Source organism: Streptomyces sp. NPDC002845 (assembly GCF_053591955.1).
This window is the reverse complement of sequence record NZ_JBSFUU010000093.1, coordinates 1-22025: the sequence shown is the minus strand read 5'-3', so window position 1 is coordinate 22025 and position 22025 is coordinate 1. Positions and strand designations below refer to the sequence as shown.

Here is a 22025-nt window from a genome sequence, read left to right as displayed (position 1 = left end):
TTAACTTGTGACAAGTGATCGGCTGCCGATACGTTCACCATCAGTGGGGCGGTGTGTCACACCCGCCGCGCTGGCCACTGCTGTCGCGTGAAAGGCAACCGCATGCTCTCCGGGAACGGTCGTCACCGTCGCCCCCGTCAGGCTCCGGCCCTCCTCGTAGCGGCGGGAGTCACCGGGTCCGCCATCGCGATCCCACTGCTCGGCGCCACCGGTGCGAGCGCGGCCAGCGGGGCGACCTGGGACCAGGTCGCGGAGTGCGAGAGCGGGGGAGCCTGGAGCGCCAACACCGGCAACGGGTACTACGGCGGACTCCAGTTGTCGCAGGAGAACTGGGAGAAGTACGGCGGCCGCGAGTACGCGGAGCGCGCCGACCAGGCCAGCCGTTCCCAGCAGATAGCCGTCGCCGAGAGAATCCTCGCCGACCAGGGCGTCGGCGTCTGGGCCTCCTGCGGCCTGCTCACCGGCCTCGGCAGGGACTCCGGCTCCGCCGACGTAGACACCGGGGTCGTGGGTGACGGCCAGTCCGGTTCATCTGACTCGTCCGACTCATCCGGTACTCCTGATTCATCCGGTATTTCTGGTTCGTCCGACGCTTCCGACCCGTCCGGTACCTCTGACTCATCCGGTACCTCCGACCCGTCCCCGGATGTCGCCGAAGGTTCCACCAAGGCCGACACCGGACTGGTCGACACCGGCGAGAGCACCTCACAGGACTCCGACAGCTCGGCCACAGGCGACACCGGGAGTGGCGCTTCCGGCAACTCCCAACAGGGCGCCGACTCTTCGACCGGCGGCGACGGCGAGGAGAGCGCCGAAACCGGCACCGAAACCGAAGTCGAAGCCGACACCGAAACCACCGGCACCGGCCGCCACCGCGGCGACAGTGCCGACGAGAGCGCCGACGAGGGCGCGACCGGCGGCCGTATCGACGACGGTCGTACCGGCACCCCCTCTGGCCGTCACGCCTCCCGCGAGGCGCCGGACGACGGCTCGTACGTCGTCCGTACCGGGGACACCCTGTGGGCGATCGCCGACTCCCTTGGCGTCGAAGGCGGATGGTCCGTGCTGTACGCAGACAACAGGGGGACGGTCGGTGCTGACCCGAACCACATCATGCCCGGTCAGACCCTGGAGCTCGGGGTCGAATCGGGCGAAAAGCAGCGGTAGTTCGCGTCATGCTTCGCACCGAATGCCCGTTTTGATCTCGGTGGGAGATGAATCACAGAAGCCCTGATCCTTTTTGAAATTCGGCGAATCGCGTGTTTACGGTCGTGACTGCTCGCCACAGCGGGCTCCTGCGGTCGTCACGCCGAATCCTGCCAACGGCCGCACGGGAACAGTCGTCGCGTCAAGCGCCGTAGGCAGGAGCGGGGGACCCAAGGTAAGTGCCGGGCCCGGCAGTTGATGCCGGAACCGGCTCGGGGTGAAGCCGTGCGGAAGCGAAAGCGATCCGCGCGGCCGGGCAACTCAACCGGCCCGAACCCGACAGCTCACCTCGTAGGCGTCGGTGAGGGGATCGCAAACATGCTGCACTCTTGCAAGGGCAAGCACCGTCGTCCGTCCAAGGCCAGCCGCCTCGTCGCGCTCGCCGGTGTCACCGGCGCCGCCATCGCCGCCCCGCTGATGGCCGCCGGCAGCGCCTCCGCCGCCACCGCCTCCGAGTGGGACGCGGTCGCGCAGTGCGAGTCCGGCGGCAACTGGTCCATCAACACCGGCAACGGGTACTACGGCGGCCTGCAGTTCTCGGCCTCGACCTGGGCCGGGTACGGCGGCACCCAGTACGCCGCCACCGCGGACCAGGCCACCAAGGCCCAGCAGATAGAGATCGCCGAGAAGGTCCTCGCGGGCCAGGGCAAGGGCGCCTGGCCGACCTGCGGCACGGGTCTGTCCAGCGCCGCGTACGACGGCGGCGCGAGCACCGGCACCGAAAGCTCCGCCAACAACTCCGGTTCCAGCTCCTCCGGTTCCAGCTCTTCGGGTTCCAGCTCCTCCGAGCAGGGCACCCAGGAGCAGGAGACCCGCGCCTCGCGTTCCTCCGAGCGGGCCACCGTCGAGACTCCGACCGGCAAGACGGTCAAGAAGGGCGACGGCGAGTACGAGGTCGTCTCCGGCGACACCCTCAGCGGCATCGCCGCCGAGAACGACGTCGAGGGTGGCTGGCAGAAGCTCTTCCAGCTGAACAAGGACATCATCGACGACGCCGACTTCATCTACCCGGGCCAGCAGCTGCACCTCGGCTGAAGCCGAAGCTGAAGCTGGGGCTGAAGCCGAACCAAGGCTGAGGCCGAGGCCGGCGGCCACTCCGGTTCGACAGGAGACTCATACGACTCTCAGTTGAACCAAAGGATCCTCACATCCGTGGTCCTCATACTGGAGGCCTCGTGAGGGTCACCCCCGTCCCCACGGGCTCCCCGCCCCGGTGCGTACTCCCCCGTACGCACCGGGGCGGGGCTTTTTCATCGCCACCTTCTTCGCCGCCCTTCGTCACCTTCATCCGGCACCTTCATCGCGACCTTCTCCGTCTCCCCACTTTTCTTCGCCACCCCTCTTTGTTCCGTTCGGGAACAATAGGTGCCGTCAGTCCTTGTCCACGGGACGGTCGGTCGGCTGGCCTATGTCCCGGAGGCGGTTAGGCTCTAGTCGCAAGGCCTTGCGCCCCGCACTCTCAGCGTCACATCCAAGAAGGAGATGCTCGTGCCGTCCATCGACGTCGTCGTAGCCCGGGAAATCCTGGACTCCCGAGGCAACCCCACGGTCGAGGTCGAGGTCGGCCTCGACGACGGCAGCACGGGTCGTGCCGCCGTTCCGTCCGGCGCTTCCACCGGCGCCTTCGAGGCCATCGAGCTCCGCGACGGTGACTCCAACCGCTACCTCGGCAAGGGCGTCGAGAAGGCCGTCCTCGCCGTCATCGAGCAGATCGGCCCGGAGCTGGTCGGCTACGACGCCACCGAGCAGCGCCTGATCGACCAGGCGATGTTCGACCTGGACGCCACCGACAACAAGGGCTCCCTCGGCGCCAACGCCATCCTCGGCGTCTCGCTCGCCGTCGCCCACGCCGCCTCCGAGGCCAGCGACCTCCCCCTCTTCCGCTACCTGGGCGGCCCGAACGCGCACCTGCTGCCGGTGCCGATGATGAACATCCTGAACGGCGGCTCGCACGCCGACTCCAACGTGGACATCCAGGAGTTCATGATCGCCCCGATCGGCGCGGAGTCTTTCTCCGAGGCCCTACGCTGGGGCGCCGAGGTCTACCACACCCTGAAGAAGGTCCTGAAGAGCAAGGGCCTGGCCACCGGCCTCGGCGACGAGGGCGGCTTCGCCCCGAACCTCGGCTCCAACCGCGAGGCCCTCGACCTCATCCTTGAGGCCGTCAAGGAGGCCGGCTACACCCCCGGCGAGCAGATCGCCCTCGCGCTCGACGTCGCCGCGTCCGAGTTCTACAAGGACGGCTCCTACGTCTTCGAGGGCAAGAACCGCACGGCCGCCGAGATGACGGAGTACTACGCGGAGCTGGTGGAGGCCTACCCGCTCGTCTCCATCGAGGACCCGCTGTTCGAGGACGACTGGGACGGCTGGAAGATCATCACCGAGAAGCTCGGCGACAAGGTCCAGCTCGTCGGCGACGACCTGTTCGTCACCAACCCGGAGCGCCTGGCCCGCGGCATCGAGGAGAAGTCCGCGAACGCCCTGCTGGTCAAGGTCAACCAGATCGGCTCGCTGACCGAGACCCTGGACGCCGTCGAGCTCGCCCAGCGCAACGGCTTCAAGTGCATGATGTCCCACCGCTCCGGCGAGACCGAGGACGTCACCATCGCCGACCTCGCAGTCGCCACCAACTGCGGCCAGATCAAGACGGGCGCCCCGGCCCGCTCCGAGCGCGTCGCCAAGTACAACCAGCTGCTGCGTATCGAGGAGATCCTCGACGACGCGGCGGTGTACGCGGGCCGCTCGGCCTTCCCGCGGTTTCGCTCTGCGAACCGTTAAGCACAGCGCTCTGCGAACCGTTAAGCACAGCAAGGGCTGACGGCAGCGGCGACAGCGGTCGCAACAGCGGCAGGAACAGCAGTAGGAAGCGTCGTACGTACGTCCCCGTACTCGGTCCCGTACCGTGTCCGGGGACGTACGCGCGTATGACGGGGCGTGTGACGGCTGCGACGGGTGTGAACGGGTGAAGGGGAGGCGGAGGGCCAGATGGCAGTGAAGGACCGGGACCGTTTCTCCACCGCGACCAGGCTGCGGCTGCTCGGCGAGCAGACGGCCGCCCGTGTCTACCGTTCCCAGACCAAGCGCCAGGCCCGCCGCTCCCGTCTGACCGGCCGGGCGGCGCTGCTCGTCCTGGTCCTCTGCACGCTGATCGTGGCTCTGGCGTACCCCATGAGGCAGTACGTCTCCCAGCGCGCCGACATCGCCGAGCTGGAGCGGCAGCGCGAGGAGGCCCGTGAGCGCGTCGAACGGCTGCGCGACCTCAAGGCGCGGTGGCAGGACGACGCGTACGCCGAGCAGCAGATCCGGCAACGGCTGCACTACGTGATGCCCGGCGAGACCGGCTACATCGTGATCGACCCGGACACGGCCAAGCAGTCGCGTGCGACGCAGGGGGCGGCCGACCGTCCCTGGTACGCCAATGTCTGGGACGGGGTCGACAAGGCCGACGCCGCCGCCGTCGCCTCCGACCGGTGAACGACTGGTGAACGACTTCAGAGACTTCAGGGAGACTCGAGTACAGGTATGGAATCCCCGCCCCCTTCCACCCCGCGCACCGAGCCGACCGACGCGGACGTCGAGGCCTTCCAGCAGCAGCTCGGGCGGCCGCCGCGTGGGCTCCGCGCGATTGCCCACCGGTGCCCGTGCGGGCAGCCGGACGTCGTCGAGACCGCCCCGCGGCTGCCGGACGGGACGCCCTTCCCGACCACGTACTACCTCACGTGTCCGCGGGCCGCTTCCGCGATCGGGACGCTGGAGGCGAACGGGGTGATGAAGGAGATGACGGAGCGGCTGTCGTCCGACCCCGAGCTGGCCGAGGCCTACCGGGCGGCCCACGAGGACTACATCGCCCGTCGGGACGCCATCGAGCTGCTGGAGGGTTTCCCGAGCGCGGGTGGGATGCCGGATCGGGTGAAGTGCCTGCATGTGCTGGTCGCTCACTCGCTGGCTGCCGGGCCGGGGGTGAACCCCCTGGGTGACGAGGCGATCGGGATGCTGCCGGAGTGGTGGCGCAAGGGGGCGTGTGTGACGACCGCAGAGGAGAGCGCCCAGTGACCCGCGTCGCCGCCATCGACTGCGGCACCAACTCCATCCGCCTCCTCGTCGCCGACGCGAACCCGGACACCGGCGAACTGACCGACCTGGACCGTCGGATGACGATCGTGCGCCTCGGCCAGAACGTCGACCGCACAGGACGCCTGGCCCCGGAGGCCCTGGAGCGCACGTTCGCGGCATGCAGGGAGTACGCGACGGTGATCAAGGAGCACGGCGCGGAGAGGCTCCGTTTCGTCGCGACCTCGGCCTCGCGCGACGCCGAGAACCGGGACGAGTTCGTACGCGGCGTCCTGGACATCCTCGGCGTGGAGCCGGAGGTCATCTCCGGCGACCAGGAGGCCGAGTTCTCCTTCACGGGAGCGACCAAGGAACTCACCGGCCGGGAGGACCTCGACACGCCCTACCTGGTCGTGGACATCGGCGGCGGCTCGACCGAACTGGTGGTCGGCGAGGCCCACGTGCGCGCGGCCCGCTCCGTGGACATCGGCTGCGTACGGATGACGGAACGGCACCTGGTCAAGGACGGAGCCGTCAGCGACCCGCCCACCCCCGACCGGATCCAGGCGATCCGCACCGACATCGAGGCCGCCCTGGACCTCGCGGAGCGCACCGTGCCGCTCCGGGAGGCACGGACGCTGGTCGGCCTCGCGGGGTCGGTCACCACGGTGTCGGCGATCGCGCAGGACCTCCCCGAGTACGACTCGACGGCCATCCACCACTCACGCGTCCCGTACGACCGGGTCCGCGAGATCACCGAGTGGCTGCTCGCCTCCACCCACGCCGAGCGGGCCGCGATCCCCTCGATGCACCCGGGGCGGGTGGACGTCATCGCCGCGGGCGCGCTCGTACTGTTGTCGATCATGGAGCGGATCGGGGCGAGCGAGGTCGTGGTGAGCGAGCACGACATCCTCGACGGCATCGCGTGGTCGGTGGCGTGAGAGCCACGCGTTCCTCGGCGTGAGCCACCCGGTCTCTTCTTGGGGTGAGCCACCCGTTTCCTGTGGCGTCGCCCTCGTTTGCTACTGATCAGTAGCTCTCCGGCTGAGCAGGTCGTATAACGTATGAGCGCGTCCGAGGGGCGCGAGAGGGCCCCTCGGTGACGGGCCGCCGAAAAAGTTCGTGAAGTTCTTCACAAGGAAAACGGCCCTGTAGGGCGACGATTCGATGGCGGGGACCCCTCGTGAGAGTGTCAAAGGGCCGACGAGGGGTCCGTGTGGGTGTTCCATGTGTGTTGCGCACAGGTGAAGCGGAGGATCGGTTCAGAGGGTCCGGAGGCCTGGATCGGCAGCTCACGCGGCATTGACAACGGTCCGCCTTGTGCCGTGGTTCCCCCGCCGTGCCATGACCTTGATCACGCGGGCCGCGCAGTGTAGCAGAGTACCCGCCCAAGCTTGTGAAGGGGCGCACGAGCGACCCCCCTGGAGCGGGTGGATACTCGATGGCATGAGCACCACGGAGCGTCCCAGGATCCTCGTAGTAGGCGGTGGGTACGTAGGCCTGTACGCAGCTCGGCGCATTCTCAAGAAGATGCGCTACGGCGAGGCGACCGTCACGGTCGTCGACCCCCGGTCGTACATGACCTACCAGCCCTTCCTCCCCGAAGCCGCCGCCGGCAACATCTCCCCGCGGCATGTCGTCGTCCCGCTGCGACGTGTGCTCCCCAAGGCGGAGGTCCTCACCGGCCGGGTCACCACCATCGACCAGGACCGCAAGGTCGCCACCGTCGCCCCGCTGGTCGGCGAGGCGTACGAACTGCCCTTCGACTACCTGGTCATCGCGATGGGCGCGGTCTCCCGTACCTTCCCGATCCCCGGCCTGGCCGAGCAGGGCATCGGCATGAAGGGCATCGAGGAGTCCATCGGCCTGCGCAACCACGTCCTCGAACAGCTCGACAAGGCCGACTCCACGACGGACGAGGAGATCCGCCGCAGGGCGCTCACCTTCGTCTTCATCGGCGGTGGCTTCGCCGGCGCGGAGACCATCGGCGAGGTCGAGGACATGGCCCGCGACGCGGCGAAGTACTACACCAACGTGTCCCGCGAGGACATGCGCTTCGTCCTCGTCGACGCCGCCGACAAGATCCTTCCCGAGGTCGGCCCCAAGCTCGGCCAGTACGGCAAGGAGCACCTGGAGAGCCGCGGGATCGAGATCTACCTGTCCACCTCCATGGACTCCTGCGTCGACGGCCACGTGGTCCTGAAGAACGGCCTCGAAGTCGACTCCAACACGATCGTGTGGACGGCGGGCGTGAAGCCGAACCCGGTGCTCTCGCGCTTCGGCCTGCCCCTCGGTCCGCGCGGTCACGTCGACACCCGGCCGACCCTGCAGGTCACCGGCACCGACTACATCTGGGCCGCCGGTGACAACGCCCAGGTGCCCGACGTCGCCGCCCGCAAGGCCGGCGTCGAGAACGCCTGGTGCCCGCCGAACGCCCAGCATGCGCTGCGTCAGGCGAGGGTTCTCGGTGACAACGTGGTCTCCGGTATGCGGGGCTTCCCGCAGAAGGAGTACTCGCACGCCAACAAGGGTGCGGTGGCGGGCCTCGGCCTCCACAAGGGTGTCGCGATGATCGTCATGGGCAAGATGAAGATCAAGGTCAAGGGGCGGCTCGCGTGGTACATGCACCGTGGCTACCACGGGCTCGCCATGCCGACCTGGAACCGCAAGATCCGCGTCTTCGCCGACTGGACGCTCGGCATGTTCCTCAAGCGTGAGGTCGTGTCCCTCGGCGCCATGGAGAACCCCCGCGAGGAGTTCTACGAGGCTGCCAAGCCGGCGCCGGTCGCTGCCGCGAGCAAGACCGAAACCACCGCGAAGACCGAGGAGAAGGCCAAGGCCTCCTGACCCACCCGGTCCACCCGGTCACCTCCCTCCCCGAAGGGGCCGCCCGCCATCCGTGGTGCGGGCGGCCCCTTCGGCGTGTGCGGGGTGGGCCAGGGGGTGTGGGGGCGGAAAACGAACCCCACAGCTGCCCCACCCCGCCGACACGCCCCCGAACACGCCTTTTGCCCAGTTGTAACGCCTCTGGGGGACTGCGCGGCCGGGCGGTTGGTGTTTACGTGGTGTTGGACAATCCGGGATCGCCCATCACGGAGGTGTGCGTCATGCTGGATGCCGCGCCGCGGCTGCAGAGCCTGTTCGAACAGTTGCTGGGAGTCCCGATCCCGGTACGGGTCCGCGTCGCCTGGGACGGTTCGGAAGCGGGACCCCCCGGCGCCCCCACACTGGTCGTACGCAACCGCCGCGCCCTGCGCCGCCTCCTCTGGAAACCCGGCGAACTGGGACTCGCGCGGGCCTGGGTCGCGGGGGACCTCGACATCGAGGGCGACCTCTACACCGCCCTGGACCTCCTCGCCGGCCTCATCTGGGAGCGGGATGACGACGCCCGCACCCTCGCCGAGACCCTGCGCGACCCCGAGTCGCGGGCCGCCGTCCGCGGACTGGTCAAGCTCGCCCGGCCACTCCCGCCGCCCGCCCCACCCCGCGAGGAGGTCCGCAGACGCCGCCACCTCCACACCAAACGCAGCGACAAACGCGCCATCAGCCACCACTACGACGTGGGCAACGACTTCTACGAGATCGTCCTGGGCCCGTCCATGGTGTACTCCTGCGCCTACTGGGACTCCCCGGACACCTCCACCCTCGAAACCGCCCAGCGCGACAAGCTCGAACTCATCTGCCGCAAGCTCGCCCTGACGCCCGACCAGAGACTCCTCGACGTCGGCTGCGGCTGGGGCTCCATGGCCATCCACGCCGCTCGCGAGCACGGAGCCGGCGTCGTCGGCATCACCCTGTCCCAGGAGCAGGCCGCGTACGCCCGCAAGAGGGTGGCCGACGAAGGGCTGACCGATCGGGTCGAGATCCGCGTGCAGGACTACCGCGACGTCCGCGACGGGCCCTACGACGCCATCTCCTCCATCGGCATGGCCGAACACGTGGGCACCGAGAAGTACTTGGAGTACGCCGAGGACCTCCACCGTCTCCTCAAGCCCGGCGGACGGCTCCTCAACCACCAGATCGCCCGCCGCCCGCAGCGGGACGAATCCTCGTACTCCGTCGACGAGTTCATCGACGCGTACGTCTTCCCGGACGGCGAACTCGCCCCCATCGGCACCACCGTGACCCAGTTGGAGCGCGCCGGTTTCGAGGTCCGCGACGTCGAGTCGATCCGTGAGCACTACGCCCTCACCCTCCGCCACTGGGTCGCCAACCTCGAAGCCCAGTGGGTGCGCGCCGTCAAGCTCACCAGCCCCGGCCGCTCCCGCGTCTGGCGCCTCTACATGGCCGCCTCCGCCCTCGCCTTCGAACGCAACCGCATCGGCGTCAACCAGGTGCTGGCCGTCAAGACGCCCGACTCCGGCGCGTCCGGGATGCCGTTGCGGGCGCGTAGCTGGGGCTGAGGGGCGCCTCCGTAGGCTCCCTCCGTACGAAGAACGGGGCCCGTTCCTCTCCAGGAAAGACCAGGAAAGACCAGGACAGAACAGGAGAGGAACGGGCCCCGACTCACCTCCCGCTACTCCGACTTGATCGCCGTCAGCATGTTGAGGCGAGCCGCACGGCGGGCCGGCCACAGGGCGGCCAGGACGCCGACCGCCGCGGCCAGCAGCAGGAAGACGGCCATGCGGGTCCAGGGGAGGACGAGTTCGTACGTCGCCATCCGGCTGGCGAGGAGTTCGCCGGCCGCCCAGCCGAAGAACACGCCGAGGCCGATGCCGAGGACGCCGCCGAAGAGGGAGATGACGAGGGACTCCAGGCGGACCATGCGCTTGATGCCGCGGCGTTCGAGGCCGATCGCGCGGAGCATGCCGATCTCCTGGGAGCGTTCGAACACCGACATGGCGAGGGTGTTGATGACGCCGAGGACCGCGACGAGGACGGCCATGGCGAGGAGGCCGTAGAGCATGTTCAGGATGAGGGTGAACGTCCGTGCGATTTCGTCGGAGATGTCCTGCTTCGTCTGGACCCGGACGGCCGGGTTGTCGCCGAGGGCCTGCTCCAGACGGTCCTCGGTGGCGTCGGACGTACCGCCGTCGGTCTTGAGCATGACCTGCATGTCGGCCACGTCGCCGCCGCTCTGGTGCGGGGCGAGCGTGTCCTTGTCCAACAGGATGCCCTGGATCATCTCGTTGCCCTCGTAGACCCCGGCGACGGTCAGGCGCTGCTTCTCGCCGTCCTCGTACGAGACCGTGAAGGCCGAACCGGTCCGCCAGCCGTGGAGCTCGGCGGTGTCCCCGTCCACGACGACGTCCGTGCCGCCGACCTCGAAGGCGCCGCTGTCGACCTTGAGGTCGATGAGGTCCCCGATGGTGGCGCCGTCGACGCCGGTCAGGAACTCGGTCTCGCCGTCGATGCGGGAGAAGGAGTTGCGGAGAGGGCTGGTGGCGGTGACGCCGTCGGTGGCGGCGAGCTTCTTCTCCACGTCGGGGGAGAGGGAGTTCCCGTTGGCCATCGAGACGACGTAGTCCGCCTTGATCCCGTCGGACGCCATCTTGTTGATGGCCGTCTGGAGGCTGCCCGCCATCACCGTCATACCGGTGATCAGCGTCAGGCCGATCATCAGGGCCGAGGCGGTGGCGGCGGTGCGGCGCGGGTTGCGTACGGAGTTCTGGCGGGCGAGCCGGCCGGAGACCCCGAAGACGCGGAGGACCGGTGCGGCGGCGGCGATCAGGGGGCGGGAGAGGAGCGGAGTGAGGACGAAGACGCCGATGATGAGCAGGACCGCGCCGAAGCCCATGGGGGCCTGGCCGTCCGAGCCGTCGAGGGTGGTGGCGTAGAGGACGACGGCGGTGCCCGCGGCGGCGAACAGCGCGCCGATCGTGTTCCGTACGACCAGCGACTTCGTCGTCGCCTTCGCGTGGACGCTGCTCATCGCGGCGACCGGCGGGATCTTCGCGGCCCGGCGGCCCGGCAGCCAGGCGGCGACCATGGTGATGAGTACGCCGACGAGCAGGGCGGTCGCGACGGTGCCGGGCGAGATGATCAGTGGGCCGTCCGGCATCGGTCCGAGCGTTCCCATCAGCGCGCGCATGGCCGCGCCGATGCCGATGCCCGCGGCGAGACCGGTGACCGCGGCGACCGCGCCGACGACGAAGGCCTCGACCAGTACGGAGCGGGTGACCTGCCGGCGTGAGGCACCCACTGCCCGCAGCAGGGCCAGTTCCTTGGTGCGCTGGGCGACCAGCATGGTGAAGGTGTTGGCGATGATGAACGTGCCGACGAAGAGGGCGATGCCGGCGAAGACCAGCAGGCCCGTGCGCATGCCGCTCGTGGCCGAGGCGATCTGTTCGGCCTGGTCGTCGGCGAGTTGCCGGCCGGTGGTGGTGTAGGCGATGTCCTCGGGGACGGTCCGGTCGAGTGCCGCCTTGAGCTCGCGCTGGCTGGTCCCGGCCGCCGCCTTCACGTCGATCTCGTCGTACTCGCCCCGGCGGTCGAAGAGTTGCTGGGCGGTGGGTGTGTCGAAGAGGGCGAGGCTGCCGCCGGCGGCGACGTTGCCGTCGTTCGTCGTGAAGATCGCGGTGATGGTGGGGGTGAGGACCGGGCCGTCGACGGAGAGGCGGAGGGTGTCGCCGACCTCGTAGCCGGCGCGGCGGGCCGTCTCGGCGTCGATGGCGACCTCGTTCTCGCCCTGGGGGGCCTGACCGCGCTCGATCGGGTAGCGGGGGTCGTCCGTGCCCCAGTAGTTGCCGCCCTGGGACTGGAAGCCGTCGCCCACAAGCTTGCCGTTCTTGTCGGCCAGGGCGGTGAAGCCGGTGACGACGCCTATCGCGGAGTCGGCGCCCGGGGTGTTCTGGGCCTTTTCGAGGAGGGCCTGAGTCAGCTTCGGGCGCTCACCGATGGTGTCGCCCTCGATCTCCCGGCCTTCCCTCTGGATGGCCACGTCGACGTGGTCGAAGCCCTTTGCCGAGTTCTTCTGGTACGCGTCCGAAATGGTGTTCGTGAAGACCAGCGTGCCCGACACGAACGCCACGCCGAGCATTACGGCGAGCACGGTCATGAGGAGCCTGGCCTTGTGGGCTAGGACGTTGCGGAGGGCGGTACGGAGCATGGGTTCTCTGTCCGGGGGTTGGATGGGACGGGTAGGGGCGGCGGGGGCGAGACAAATGACCTGGCCGGGGCCGGAGGCGCCGCTAGCTCGTGCGGCCCTTCGCGTCGAAGCGCTTCATGCGGTCCAGGACCAAGTCGGCCGTCGGCTCGTACAGCTCGTCCACGATCCGGCCGTCCGCCAGAAAGACGACACGGTCCGCGTACGCCGCCGCCACCGGATCATGCGTGACCATGACCACGGTCTGCCCCAACTCCCGCACGGAGTTGCGCAGGAAGCCGAGCACCTCGGCACCGGACCGGGAGTCGAGATTCCCGGTCGGCTCGTCACCGAAGATGATGTCCGGCCTGGACGCAAGGGCCCGCGCAACGGCAACGCGCTGCTGCTGCCCACCGGAGAGCTGGGACGGACGGTGGCTCAGCCGGTCGGACAGACCGACCATCCGGATCACACTGTCGAGCCACTCCCTGTCCGGCTTACGCCCCGCGATGTCCATCGGAAGGGTGATGTTCTCCAGAGCGGTGAGCGTCGGCAGCAGGTTGTACGCCTGGAAGATGAAGCCGATCTTGTCCCGACGGAGCTTGGTGAGCTGCTTGTCCTTCAGGGACCCCAACTCGGTCTCCCCTATCCGGACTGACCCGGAGGAGAACGTGTCCAGCCCCGCCACACAGTGCATCAACGTGGACTTGCCGGACCCTGACGGCCCCATGATCGCGGTGAACTCGGCCTGCCGGAAGTCGACGGTCACCCGGTCCAGGGCGACCACCTGGGTCTCGCCCTGTCCGTAGACCTTGGAAAGCTCCGTGGCACGGGCGGCGACGGCCGTGGCCCGGTCGGCGATGGGAGTGGTGGTCACGGGCGGGAACTCCTGTCGGGGGACGACGTTCGGTGGATGCCTCCATCGTCCGGGGCGAGCACCCCACTTGTAGTCACCCGCTGTTCCGGTTCCGGGGGCCGACTTCGGTCGCACGGCCGGGTGCCGGGTCATACCTGGGGATGACGACCGTCCCTGAGGGCGAGATCCAACACCGCCATCGCCGACGCACACGACCGCTCATGGCTACACGAGTCACCGCGTCATCGGTCAGCATCTTGTGGAGGCCCCTCGTTCGGGCGGTGAAATTCCGTCATTCCGCATACGAGCGCCCCCGTCGCCCGGAAGGCTCTTGGCAAGTGCGGATGGCCTGTACCGACGGCTGATGCACCCTCAGACGTCAATAAAATAAGACAACATCGGTCCGACCTTCCGCTGTTCGGGGGAAGCGTCCCGATAGGCTCGGAACCTCGACGCGGAGCCCATGGCCTGCCCGGATGGTGGAATGCAGACACGGCGAGCTTAAACCTCGCTGCCCCTCGCGGGCGTACCGGTTCAAGTCCGGTTCCGGGCACTTCCGACAGTCACCGAACAAAAACCCACACGGCCCTTCAGGGCCTTCTCGGGCACCCCGACATGCGACCTCCGCACGCGCGACGCACGCTGACGGATGTGGCGCCCGCCCCGCCGACGCGGGCAAGGGGCGGACGACCGTCACCATCGAGGACCTGTCACCATCGAGGAGCCGGAACCGGACTTGAACCGGTACGCCCGCGACTAGGCCTTCGACACCGATGGGTGTAAGCCGTGGACGCGAATCGGGTGAATCCCCTCGGACCCGTCGGCTCCGTCTCCCCGCTGATCTCCGGACGGTTCCGGGCAGGTACCAGGTTGGTCATGGGTTGGGGGCTCTGGTGTGGGGAATCACGGAGGCGCGTAGCGTGTTGCGCGTTACGACGAGGGAAAGATCCTTCCCAAGCAGTAGGGTCAATCCTTTGCCTACCTATTACTCTTGAGCCCAAGGCCGCGCAGGGTGGCCATGGAGGAGTGCAATGAGGAGCAGCAACCCGGTCTTCTCGCGACGGGGGTTCAGCCGCGACAACGGCTACGCGGGTTTCAACACCGCGCCGCAGGCCGGGGGAGCAGCTGTCGGCACGCAGGGCAACCCGTACGCCCAGCAGGACGGTAACCCGTACGCGACGAACCCGTACGCGCAGCAGGATCTGCAGCAGGGCGCGCCGCCGCAGGCCCCGGTCACCACCGGCCGGATGACGATGGACGACGTCGTCATGCGTTCGGCCATGACGCTCGGCACGGTCGTCGTCGGCGCCGTTCTGGCGTGGGCGCTTCTGCCGGTCTCGCCCACCAGTTGGGGCCTGGCCATCGGCGCCGCCCTGGTCGCGATGGTCCTGGCCCTCGTCCAGAGCTTCAAGCGCAAGGCTTCCCCCGCGCTGATCCTGACGTACGCCGCCTTCGAGGGCGTTTTCCTCGGCGTGATCAGTGAGATGTTCAACACACGCTGGTCCGGCGCGCCCTTCCAGGCGGTGCTCGGCACCATGGCGGTCACCGGCGCCACCCTCCTTGTCTACAAGGCGGGCTGGATCCGGGTCACCGCGCGGTACGCGCGCATCGGTATGACCATCGCGATCGCCTTCGTGTGCGTCATGGCGGTCAACCTGCTGCTGGTCGTCTTCGGCGTCGCCGAGGACGGCGGTCTGCGCAGCATGGGCCCGCTCGGCGCGATTGTCAGCATCCTCGCGATCCTGCTCGGCGCGTTCTTCCTGACGCTCGACTTCAAGCAGATCCAGGACGGCGTCGCCTACGGTGCCCCGCGCGAGGAGGCCTGGCTGGCCGCGTTCGGCCTGACCATGACCCTGGTGTGGATCTACATCGAGATGCTGCGGCTGGTCGCCATCTTCAGTGGTGACGACTGATCCATCCGGTGGGATCTGGTGCAAGCATCCGGTGCGAGCCGGTGTCGTAGCGGCCTGGTCTCAGTGATCACGGTGATCTCAGTGAGGGGCCCGGGAGCATTCGCTCCCGGGCCCTTCCTGTTGTTGTTCTGTTCGTTGTTCCGCCGTGCGGCGTCACGGTTGTGCGCGCTCATCGCAGGTTGCGCGCGGCCCTCCTCAGGTCGTACTCGTGAATGATCGCCTTGGCGTGGCCGTACGCGAGGTCGTGCTCGGCGCGGAGCCAGCTGACCTTCTCCTCGAAGCGGAAGAGGGCGGGGCCTTCGTCGACGGTGCGGAGCCAGTCGGAGACTTCACGACCGGTGCAATGGGGGATGCGGGCGAGCAGATTGCGATGGGTCTCCTCGGAGAAGACTTGGGACATCGGCGCCTCCGGACGCAGGAAATGTAAGCCGGTCCTTCAAGTCACCGTGCCTGAGCGTTGGCCTGTTGGCAACAGTCCTGCTGAGACGCGTAGTGTCGCGACGTGATGGATACGACACCGCTGACCCGTGCTGTGGAGCACTTTGCCGACCGGCTGCGGGCCGCGCCGCAGAGTCGTCTGCAGCGGGGCGCCGCCGCCGAGGCGCTGGGGCTGGCCAGGGAGTTGGCACGTCGGGCGCAGCTTCTGGAGGAGCCCGGAGCGGAGCCTCGGGAGATGCCGGACGCGGGGATGTTCGCCGCCGCCGACCAGATCACCGTCGCGGTGAATGATCTTGCCCTCGTGCTGACGAGTGAGGCCCAGGTCGACGAAGCGGTGAGGCTTGTCGAGGGGGCGCAGAAGAGGGCGGGGGTCTGAGGTTCGCCGGCGGCCGGGGGTTTGTTGCGATGGCTTGCGCCCACGCGGCGGAGCCGACATGTCGATGTAAATCTATATATCGATACAGCCCGGCGCCCTTACGGTGGCCCCGGACCAGCGTTTTACAGTGACGCTATGACCCTGTCCGCCAGGATGTAGACGTTCTCCTCGCCGCACTGGAAGGTCAGCGTGTACGCGCCCGAGATGCCGGAGCCGCCCAGGAGGAACGGGGTGTCGCCGGTGTGGAGGGCGGTGGCGAGGCGTTCGGCGGTTTCGCGGTGGCCGGGGGTCATGCAGAGGGTGGTGCCGTCGGCGAAGACGTAGACGTCGAGGGTGCCCAGGGGGCCCGGGCGGACGTCGGCCAGTTCGACGCGGCACTCGGCGAGCTCTTCGAGGCAGGCGACCGTACGCTCGTGGTCGTTCACGGCCGGGGACGGGGCCGGCACGAAGTCGGGGTGGGAGGGGTGACGGCGGCGGGCCGCGGCCAGCTCCGGGGACTCCCCGGCGAAGTCGTCGCCCTCAAGGCTCGACTCGGTGACCGGCTCCAGGTGCTCCAGGCCCGCGAAGTCCGACTGGCGGGGCAGGAACAGTTCGCTGTCGGGCAGGCCACCGAGCAGGGTGGGGCCGTCGGAGGCGTCACGTGCCTCCTGGGCGGCCCAGAACGCCCGCGCCTCGGCAAGCTCCCGCTCCCGCTCCTCGGCGAGCGCCTCGGCCACGGCGGCGCGTATCTCGTCGGCGTCGGCGGCCGGGCGGGCCGCCGGGACGAGCGGGGCGGGGCGGGTGCCCGTGGTGCGGCGCTCGTCGAGTTCGGTGTGCAGGGCCGCGACCTCACGGCGCAGCCCCTGAAGGGTGCGCAGGACGGCGACGCCCACGGCCGCGCTGGCGGCTGTGGTGAGCAGCAGAGCAATCGGCATGGCGCTCACTGACGTACTCCCGGTTCAAAGTCGACCCCCGACTTCCTACATCAGCTTGAAGGGCGGACTAACCAGCTGTCAGTGCGTAACGTCACGAAACGGACAGGTCTTTTGGCCTGACGTTTGGGGTGGGATCGGCTCTGACCTGCGAAATCGCCCTCCTGGGGGAGATAGGTCACATCCTGGGGGAGATTGGGTCACAGAACGGCCCGGAGTCCTTGTGGTGACGGGACCCCGGGCCGAAGGTTCACGCTGGGTACGGCGACGGCGACGGGCCGGAGTCGTCGGGGTGCCGTGGGGCGTGGGGCCGTGGTGGGGCGGGGTCAGCTGAGGCGCTCGATGACCATCGCCATGCCCTGGCCGCCGCCGACGCACATCGTCTCCAGGCCGAACTGCTTGTCGTGCCACTGGAGGGAGTTGATGAGCGTGGCGGTGATGCGGGCGCCGGTCATGCCGAAGGGGTGGCCTACGGCGATGGCGCCGCCGTTCACGTTCAGTTTCTCCAGCGGGATGTTCAGGTCGCGGTAGGAGGGGATCACCTGCGCGGCGAAGGCCTCGTTGATCTCGACCAGGTCGATGTCGTCGATGGTGAGGCCGGCGCGGGCGAGTGCCTGCCTGCTCGCCTCGACGGGGCCGTAGCCCATGATCTCGGGGGACAGGCCCGAGACGCCCGTGGAGACGATGCGGGCGAGCGGGGTCAGTCCCAGCTCGCGGGCCTTGGTGTCGGACATGATGACGAGGGCCGCGGCGCCGTCGTTCAGCGGGCAGCAGTTGCCGGCCGTCACCAGGCCGTCCGGGCGGAAGACCGGCTTGAGGCCCTGCACGCCCTCCAGGGTGACGCCGGCGCGGGGGCCGTCGTCCGTGGAGACGACCGTGCCGTCGGGGAGCGTCACCGGGGTGATCTCGCGCTCCCAGAAGCCCTTCCTGATGGCCTCCTCGGCGAGGTTCTGCGAGCGGACGCCGAACTCGTCCATGTCCTGGCGGGTCACGCCCCACTGGCGGGCCAGGTTCTCGGCGGTCTGACCCATGGCGATGTACGGGTCGGGGAGCAGGCCGTCCTTGCGCGGGTCGTGCCAGGTCGCGCCCTCCGACTCGGCGACCTGGGCGGTGCGGGCCTCGGCATCGGCGAAGAGGGGGTTGTGGGTGTCGGGGAGGCCGTCGCTGGAGCCCTTGACGGAGCGGGACACCATCTCGACTCCGGCCGAGATGAAGACGTCGCCCTCGCCCGCCTTGATGGCGTGCAGGGCCATGCGGGAGGTCTGGAGGGAGGAGGAGCAGTAGCGGGTGATGGTGCAGCCCGGGAGGTGGTCCATTCCCATCTGTACGGCGACGATGCGGCCGAGGTTGTGGCCCTGCTCGCCGCCGGGGAGGCCGCAGCCGAGCATCAGGTCGTCGATGTCCTTGGGGTCCAGTCCGGGGACCTTGTCCAGGGCGGCCTGGATGATCGTGGCGGTGAGGTCGTCGGGGCGCAGGTCCTTGAGGGAGCCCTTGAAGGCGCGGCCGATGGGGGAGCGGGTGGCTGAGACGATCACGGCTTCGGGCATCACGGCTCCAGTCGGAAGGGGTGGCGCGGTGGGGGTCCCCCAGGCGTTCAGCTCTGGGGGAGCCTCGTTGAGGGGCGGTGGCCGGGTGGCGGGTGCGAGGTCGTGCGGGGTGGTGTGGGCAGGGCTGTGTGGGCAGGGCTGTGTGGGAAGTTACCCGTACGTACCGTCGGGGTCACGTAGCAGGCCGTGTGACCCCGGCCGCATTTTTCTAAGCGCTTGCTTTTCTTCCGGCCCACATTTCCTCGCCCCACCCACCCGCAACCGGCCCACCCGCCCCTGGCGGGGTCGAAGGGGCAGCGCCCCTGGAGGATGGGACGGGTAGGGGCGGCGGGGGCGAGGAAGGCCGGGGTCAGGTGGACGGCTCTGGGGCGGCCGTGGGGGTCGGGTCCGGTTCGGGGACGCGGCGTCGGCGGCGGCGCTTGAGGAGGGCCCAGGGGCCGCGCGGCCCCGTGGGCATGGCCGCCGCGACCTCCGTACCGGCCTCGGACGCGGCCTCGGCGGCGGCGCGGGCGACCGGAAGGAAGCCCTCGCGGCGGGAGGCGTCCGGGCGCTCCTCCTCGGCGGGCCACAGGCCGAGGGCGGCGCAGACGGTGGGCAGGAGTGCCATGGCCGCCGTCGCGTACCCCTCCGCCGAGGGGTGGTAGTTGTCCGGGCCGAAGAGCTCGCGCGGGTTCGCCTCGAATTCGGGGCCCAGGAGGTCGCCCAGCGACACCGTACGGCCGCCCTGCTCCACCGCGCCGATCGTCTGGGCGGCGGCCAGCTGGCGCGAGGCACGGCGGGCCAGCCAGCGGAGCGGCTGCTGCACCGGTTCGATCGTCCCCAGGTCGGGGCAGGTACCGACCACCACCTCCGCACCGGCCGTGCGCAGACGGCGTACCGCTGCGGAGAGGTGGCGGACGGAGCGGGTCGCCGGCATCCGGCGGGTGACGTCGTTCGCGCCGATCATGATGACGCAGACGTCGGGGACCCGGTCCGGATCCCCGAGGATCAGCGCGACCTGGCGGTCCAGGTCGTCCGACTGAGCGCCCGGCAGGGCCACGTTCCGCAGCATCACCGGGCGCTCGGCGACCGCCGCCAGCCCGGAGGCCAGCAGAGCCCCCGGCGTCTGACCCGAACGGTGGACGCCCTGCCCGGCCGCCGTGGAGTCGCCGAGCATGACCAGACGGAGGGGAGGGACGGCAGAGGCAGAGGCAGGGATGGCGTACGCGTGTCCGTACAGCCCGTCCGCGCTCGGCGGGTGCGGACTGTGCCCGTTGCCCACATGGCGCTTGGCCAGCTGCATCTCGGCCAGCAGCAGACCGACGGCCGCCGCTCCCACCAGGCCGACCCCGCCGCCGCCGTATGCCGCGCCGGCCGCGATCCGCCGGGCCACCCTCGCCCTCGACATGCTCGTCATGCGTCGCCGCCACCTCCTCGAAGCCGTACAACCACTCCTTGCCCCGTACGGACCGTCGCCCAATCTCAACAAGACGTGAAGGCTCCACCGAGCCTTAGGCTGGCGGAACCATAAGAACCATCACGACCGCATCTTTTGCAGCAACCGGAGACAACGGTGCAATTCCACGACTCGATGATCAGTCTCGTCGGCAACACCCCGCTGGTGAGGCTCAACAGCGTGACCGCCGGTATCCAGGCGACCGTCCTGGCCAAGGTGGAGTACTTCAACCCGGGCGGCTCCGTGAAGGACCGCATCGCCCTGCGCATGATCGAGGCGGCCGAGCAGAGCGGCGAGCTCCGGCCCGGGGGCACCATCGTCGAGCCGACCAGCGGGAACACCGGTGTGGGGCTGGCCATGGTGGCCCAGCGGAAGGGGTACAAGTGCATCTTCGTGTGCCCCGACAAGGTGAGTACCGACAAGATCAATGTGTTGCGCGCGTACGGCGCCGAGGTCGTCGTCTGCCCCACCGCCGTCGACCCGGAGCACCCCGACTCGTACTACAACGTCTCCGACCGGCTCGTACGCGAGACCCCGGGCGCCTGGAAGCCCGACCAGTACTCCAACCCCAACAACCCCCTCTCCCACTACCACTCCACCGGCCCCGAGCTGTGGGAGCAGACGGAGGGGAAGATCACGCACTTCGTGGCGGGGGTCGGGACCGGCGGCACCATCTCCGGCACCGGGCGCTATCTGAAGGACGTCAGTGACGGCAAGGTGCGGGTCGTCGGTGCCGACCCGGAGGGGTCCGTGTACTCGGGCGGGTCCGGGCGGCCGTATCTCACCGAGGGCGTCGGCGAGGACTTCTGGCCGACCGCGTACGACCGGACCGTGGCCGACGAGATCGTCGCCGTGTCCGACAAGGACTCCTTCCAGATGACCCGTCGGCTGGCGCGCGAGGAGGGGCTCCTCGTCGGAGGGTCCTGCGGCATGGCCGTCGTCGCCGCGCTGCGGGTCGCCGAGCCGCTGAGCCCGGACGACGTCGTGGTCGTCCTGCTGCCCGACGGCGGGCGCGGGTACCTGTCGAAGATCTTCAACGACGAGTGGCTGGCGTCCTACGGGTTCCTCGAAGAGACAGGGCCGAGCGCACGCGTCGGGGACGTATTGAACCGCAAGGAAGGAGCCATTCCCAGCCTGGTCCACATGCATCCGGACGAGACCGTCGGCCAGGCGATCGACGTACTGCGCGAGTACGGTGTGTCACAGATGCCGGTCGTGAAGCCCGGCGCCGGCCACCCCGACGTGATGGCCGCGGAAGTGGTCGGTTCCGTCGTCGAAAGGGAGCTCCTGGACGCGCTGTTCACTCAGCGTGCCTCCCTCACCGACCCGTTGGAGAAGCACATGTCGCCTCCGCTGCCCCAGGTGGGGTCCGGCGAGCCTGTCGCGGACCTGATGTCGATCCTCGGCGGCGCGGACGCGGCGATCGTGCTGGTCGAGGGCAAGCCGACCGGAGTCGTGACCCGTCAGGACCTCCTGGCATACCTGGCGCGAACGGAGCAGTGAGGGGGGCGGGTGTCGCCGTCCTTGCATCTCGGCCCTGCGGACGAGACGTCCACAGGCGGGGACGGCGACACCCATGGTGACCTTCAGGCGTCGCCCACGGGATTGATCCGCAGGAGTCCGGGGTCGAACGGAGCGCGGCGCGATCGCCCGGCCGGGAGCGGTAGGACGGTCACCGATTCCAGCACCTTGGCGATCGCAGCCCGCCGCTGCGCGAGGCTCATTGCAGACCATCGTGACGGGTTCCAGTCCGCGGCAGCGGTCTGCTGGTTCCGGCGGTGTGCCTCTCGAGCCGCCTCGAGTCCGGAGATCCGGGCGTCGAGGTCGGACGTCTTCTGGGAAGAGTCGGCGTCGGTGAGACCGCCTGTGCGGAACTGCTCTTCCAGAGAAGCGCGTTCCTCTGCGAGGAGGTGCAGCAGTGGAGCACCCGGCCACTCCGGCGGCTCGGAAGCGACGGTTCTGTGCCGCACATCCAGCAAGGAGAGAACGATCTCCTGAAGGCAACTGTCGACGTCACGGACATTGCGCGCGGTACCCGCGCAGTCCAAGGCGGTGCACACGTACACGGCGTTGGCGGGGTTCTTCGCCGTCGGCCGAGAACAGCCGCCCATCTTGGCGTTGCACGGTGTGCCGTCTTTTCGAGTGGCACCGCAGCGCAGGTATCCGCTGAACAGGTACTGAGGTTGAACTCGCAGTGGCGGGCCGGTAGATCATCCGGCGCCCATGAGTAATCCGGTCTCGGTGAGGCAGCCGTCGATCAGCTCTGCCC

At 69.1% G+C, this 22025-nt stretch carries 18 protein-coding genes, 1 tRNA gene and 1 riboswitch; of the genes, 12 read left to right on the top strand and 7 right to left on the bottom strand.

The window, feature by feature from the left end; translation table 11 throughout:
- Positions 1-102 precede the first annotated feature (102 nt).
- From ACWD3C_RS41030 to ACWD3C_RS40995, 8 genes are all read left to right on the top strand, one after another.
- A complete protein-coding gene (locus ACWD3C_RS41030) occupies positions 103-1167 on the top strand; it encodes a transglycosylase family protein (RefSeq protein ID WP_451152565.1) in 1065 nt (354 codons plus the stop codon).
- A 176-nt stretch (positions 1168-1343) separates the two neighbouring features.
- Positions 1344-1519, top strand: a riboswitch (cyclic di-AMP (ydaO/yuaA leader).
- 5 nt (positions 1520-1524) lie between these two features.
- Complete coding sequence (locus ACWD3C_RS41025; protein ID WP_451152541.1) at positions 1525-2241, top strand: transglycosylase family protein; 717 nt, start codon at positions 1525-1527, stop codon at positions 2239-2241.
- Positions 2242-2694: 453 nt separating this feature from the next.
- Complete coding sequence (eno, locus tag ACWD3C_RS41020) at positions 2695-3984, top strand: phosphopyruvate hydratase (protein WP_451152539.1); 1290 nt, start codon at positions 2695-2697, stop codon at positions 3982-3984.
- A gap of 207 nt (positions 3985-4191) precedes the next feature.
- Positions 4192-4680 carry an FtsB family cell division protein gene (locus tag ACWD3C_RS41015; RefSeq protein ID WP_451152537.1) on the top strand — a complete coding sequence of 163 codons (489 nt, stop codon included), beginning with the start codon at positions 4192-4194 and terminating at the stop codon, positions 4678-4680.
- A gap of 48 nt (positions 4681-4728) precedes the next feature.
- Complete coding sequence (locus ACWD3C_RS41010) at positions 4729-5259, top strand: DUF501 domain-containing protein (RefSeq protein WP_451152535.1); 531 nt, start codon at positions 4729-4731, stop codon at positions 5257-5259.
- Complete coding sequence (locus ACWD3C_RS41005; RefSeq protein WP_451152533.1) at positions 5256-6197, top strand: Ppx/GppA phosphatase family protein; 942 nt, start codon at positions 5256-5258, stop codon at positions 6195-6197. Before ACWD3C_RS41010 ends, ACWD3C_RS41005 begins: the two co-directional genes overlap by 4 nt.
- A 505-nt stretch (positions 6198-6702) precedes the next feature.
- On the top strand, positions 6703-8103 hold the full coding sequence (locus ACWD3C_RS41000; RefSeq protein WP_451152531.1) for an NAD(P)/FAD-dependent oxidoreductase: 1401 nt from the start codon (positions 6703-6705) through the stop codon (positions 8101-8103).
- A gap of 260 nt (positions 8104-8363) precedes the next feature.
- The gene (locus ACWD3C_RS40995; protein ID WP_451152529.1) at positions 8364-9659 is read left to right on the top strand and encodes a class I SAM-dependent methyltransferase; all 1296 of its coding nucleotides are present in this window, start codon (positions 8364-8366) and stop codon (positions 9657-9659) included.
- Between the two features lie 113 nt (positions 9660-9772).
- On the opposite strand, the gene ACWD3C_RS40990 is transcribed toward ACWD3C_RS40995, so the two are convergent.
- Complete coding sequence (locus tag ACWD3C_RS40990) at positions 9773-12304, bottom strand: ABC transporter permease (protein WP_451152527.1); 2532 nt, start codon at positions 12302-12304, stop codon at positions 9773-9775.
- Positions 12305-12386: 82 nt separating this feature from the next.
- The gene (locus ACWD3C_RS40985) at positions 12387-13157 is read right to left on the bottom strand and encodes an ABC transporter ATP-binding protein (protein WP_451152525.1); all 771 of its coding nucleotides are present in this window, start codon (positions 13155-13157) and stop codon (positions 12387-12389) included.
- Between the two features lie 449 nt (positions 13158-13606).
- Here ACWD3C_RS40985 and ACWD3C_RS40980 point away from each other — a divergent pair.
- Together ACWD3C_RS40980 and ACWD3C_RS40975 are read left to right on the top strand one after the other, a co-directional pair.
- A tRNA-Leu gene (locus tag ACWD3C_RS40980) sits at positions 13607-13689 on the top strand.
- 478 nt (positions 13690-14167) lie between these two features.
- Complete coding sequence (locus ACWD3C_RS40975) at positions 14168-15049, top strand: Bax inhibitor-1/YccA family protein (protein WP_451152523.1); 882 nt, start codon at positions 14168-14170, stop codon at positions 15047-15049.
- 169 nt (positions 15050-15218) lie between these two features.
- On the opposite strand, the gene ACWD3C_RS40970 is transcribed toward ACWD3C_RS40975, so the two are convergent.
- Complete coding sequence (locus ACWD3C_RS40970; protein WP_451152521.1) at positions 15219-15449, bottom strand: DUF4287 domain-containing protein; 231 nt, start codon at positions 15447-15449, stop codon at positions 15219-15221.
- Between the two features lie 105 nt (positions 15450-15554).
- On the opposite strand from ACWD3C_RS40970, the gene ACWD3C_RS40965 reads away from it, so the two are divergent.
- On the top strand, positions 15555-15863 hold the full coding sequence (locus ACWD3C_RS40965) for a hypothetical protein (protein WP_451152563.1): 309 nt from the start codon (positions 15555-15557) through the stop codon (positions 15861-15863).
- Positions 15864-15985: 122 nt separating this feature from the next.
- Here ACWD3C_RS40965 and ACWD3C_RS40960 read toward each other — a convergent pair whose 3' ends face one another.
- From ACWD3C_RS40960 to ACWD3C_RS40950, 3 genes are all read right to left on the bottom strand, one after another.
- Positions 15986-16777, bottom strand: a complete 792-nt coding sequence (locus tag ACWD3C_RS40960) for a hypothetical protein (protein WP_451152519.1) — start codon at positions 16775-16777, stop codon at positions 15986-15988.
- A 323-nt stretch (positions 16778-17100) separates the two neighbouring features.
- Entirely contained in the window at positions 17101-18321 is a 1221-nt protein-coding gene (locus ACWD3C_RS40955) for an acetyl-CoA C-acetyltransferase (protein WP_451152517.1), read from the bottom strand.
- A gap of 349 nt (positions 18322-18670) precedes the next feature.
- Entirely contained in the window at positions 18671-19717 is a 1047-nt protein-coding gene (locus ACWD3C_RS40950) for an SGNH/GDSL hydrolase family protein (RefSeq protein ID WP_451152515.1), read from the bottom strand.
- A 156-nt stretch (positions 19718-19873) separates the two neighbouring features.
- On the opposite strand from ACWD3C_RS40950, the gene ACWD3C_RS40945 reads away from it, so the two are divergent.
- Positions 19874-21259, top strand: coding sequence for a cystathionine beta-synthase (locus ACWD3C_RS40945; protein ID WP_451152513.1), 1386 nt, complete (start codon positions 19874-19876; stop codon positions 21257-21259).
- Between the two features lie 83 nt (positions 21260-21342).
- Here ACWD3C_RS40945 and ACWD3C_RS40940 read toward each other — a convergent pair whose 3' ends face one another.
- A complete protein-coding gene (locus ACWD3C_RS40940; protein ID WP_451152511.1) occupies positions 21343-21867 on the bottom strand; it encodes a hypothetical protein in 525 nt (174 codons plus the stop codon).
- Between the last annotated feature and the right edge of the window lie 158 nt (positions 21868-22025).

Bases quoted from the DNA above. Each gene is read 5' to 3' on its own strand.
- ACWD3C_RS41030 (WP_451152565.1), top strand. From the start codon at position 103: ATGCTCTCCGGGAACGGTCGTCACCGTCGCCCCCGTCAGGCTCCGGCC.
- ACWD3C_RS41025 (WP_451152541.1), top strand. From the start codon at position 1,525: ATGCTGCACTCTTGCAAGGGCAAGCACCGTCGTCCGTCCAAGGCCAGC.
- ACWD3C_RS41015 (WP_451152537.1), top strand. From the start codon at position 4,192: ATGGCAGTGAAGGACCGGGACCGTTTCTCCACCGCGACCAGGCTGCGG.
- ACWD3C_RS41010 (WP_451152535.1), top strand. From the start codon at position 4,729: ATGGAATCCCCGCCCCCTTCCACCCCGCGCACCGAGCCGACCGACGCG.
- ACWD3C_RS41000 (WP_451152531.1), top strand. From the start codon at position 6,703: ATGAGCACCACGGAGCGTCCCAGGATCCTCGTAGTAGGCGGTGGGTAC.
- ACWD3C_RS40995 (WP_451152529.1), top strand. From the start codon at position 8,364: ATGCTGGATGCCGCGCCGCGGCTGCAGAGCCTGTTCGAACAGTTGCTG.
- ACWD3C_RS40990 (WP_451152527.1), bottom strand. From the start codon at position 12,304: ATGCTCCGTACCGCCCTCCGCAACGTCCTAGCCCACAAGGCCAGGCTC.
- ACWD3C_RS40975 (WP_451152523.1), top strand. From the start codon at position 14,168: ATGAGGAGCAGCAACCCGGTCTTCTCGCGACGGGGGTTCAGCCGCGAC.
- ACWD3C_RS40970 (WP_451152521.1), bottom strand. From the start codon at position 15,449: ATGTCCCAAGTCTTCTCCGAGGAGACCCATCGCAATCTGCTCGCCCGC.
- ACWD3C_RS40965 (WP_451152563.1), top strand. From the start codon at position 15,555: ATGGATACGACACCGCTGACCCGTGCTGTGGAGCACTTTGCCGACCGG.
- ACWD3C_RS40960 (WP_451152519.1), bottom strand. From the start codon at position 16,777: ATGCCGATTGCTCTGCTGCTCACCACAGCCGCCAGCGCGGCCGTGGGC.
- ACWD3C_RS40955 (WP_451152517.1), bottom strand. From the start codon at position 18,321: ATGCCCGAAGCCGTGATCGTCTCAGCCACCCGCTCCCCCATCGGCCGC.
- ACWD3C_RS40950 (WP_451152515.1), bottom strand. From the start codon at position 19,717: ATGACGAGCATGTCGAGGGCGAGGGTGGCCCGGCGGATCGCGGCCGGC.
- ACWD3C_RS40940 (WP_451152511.1), bottom strand. From the start codon at position 21,867: ATGGGCGGCTGTTCTCGGCCGACGGCGAAGAACCCCGCCAACGCCGTG.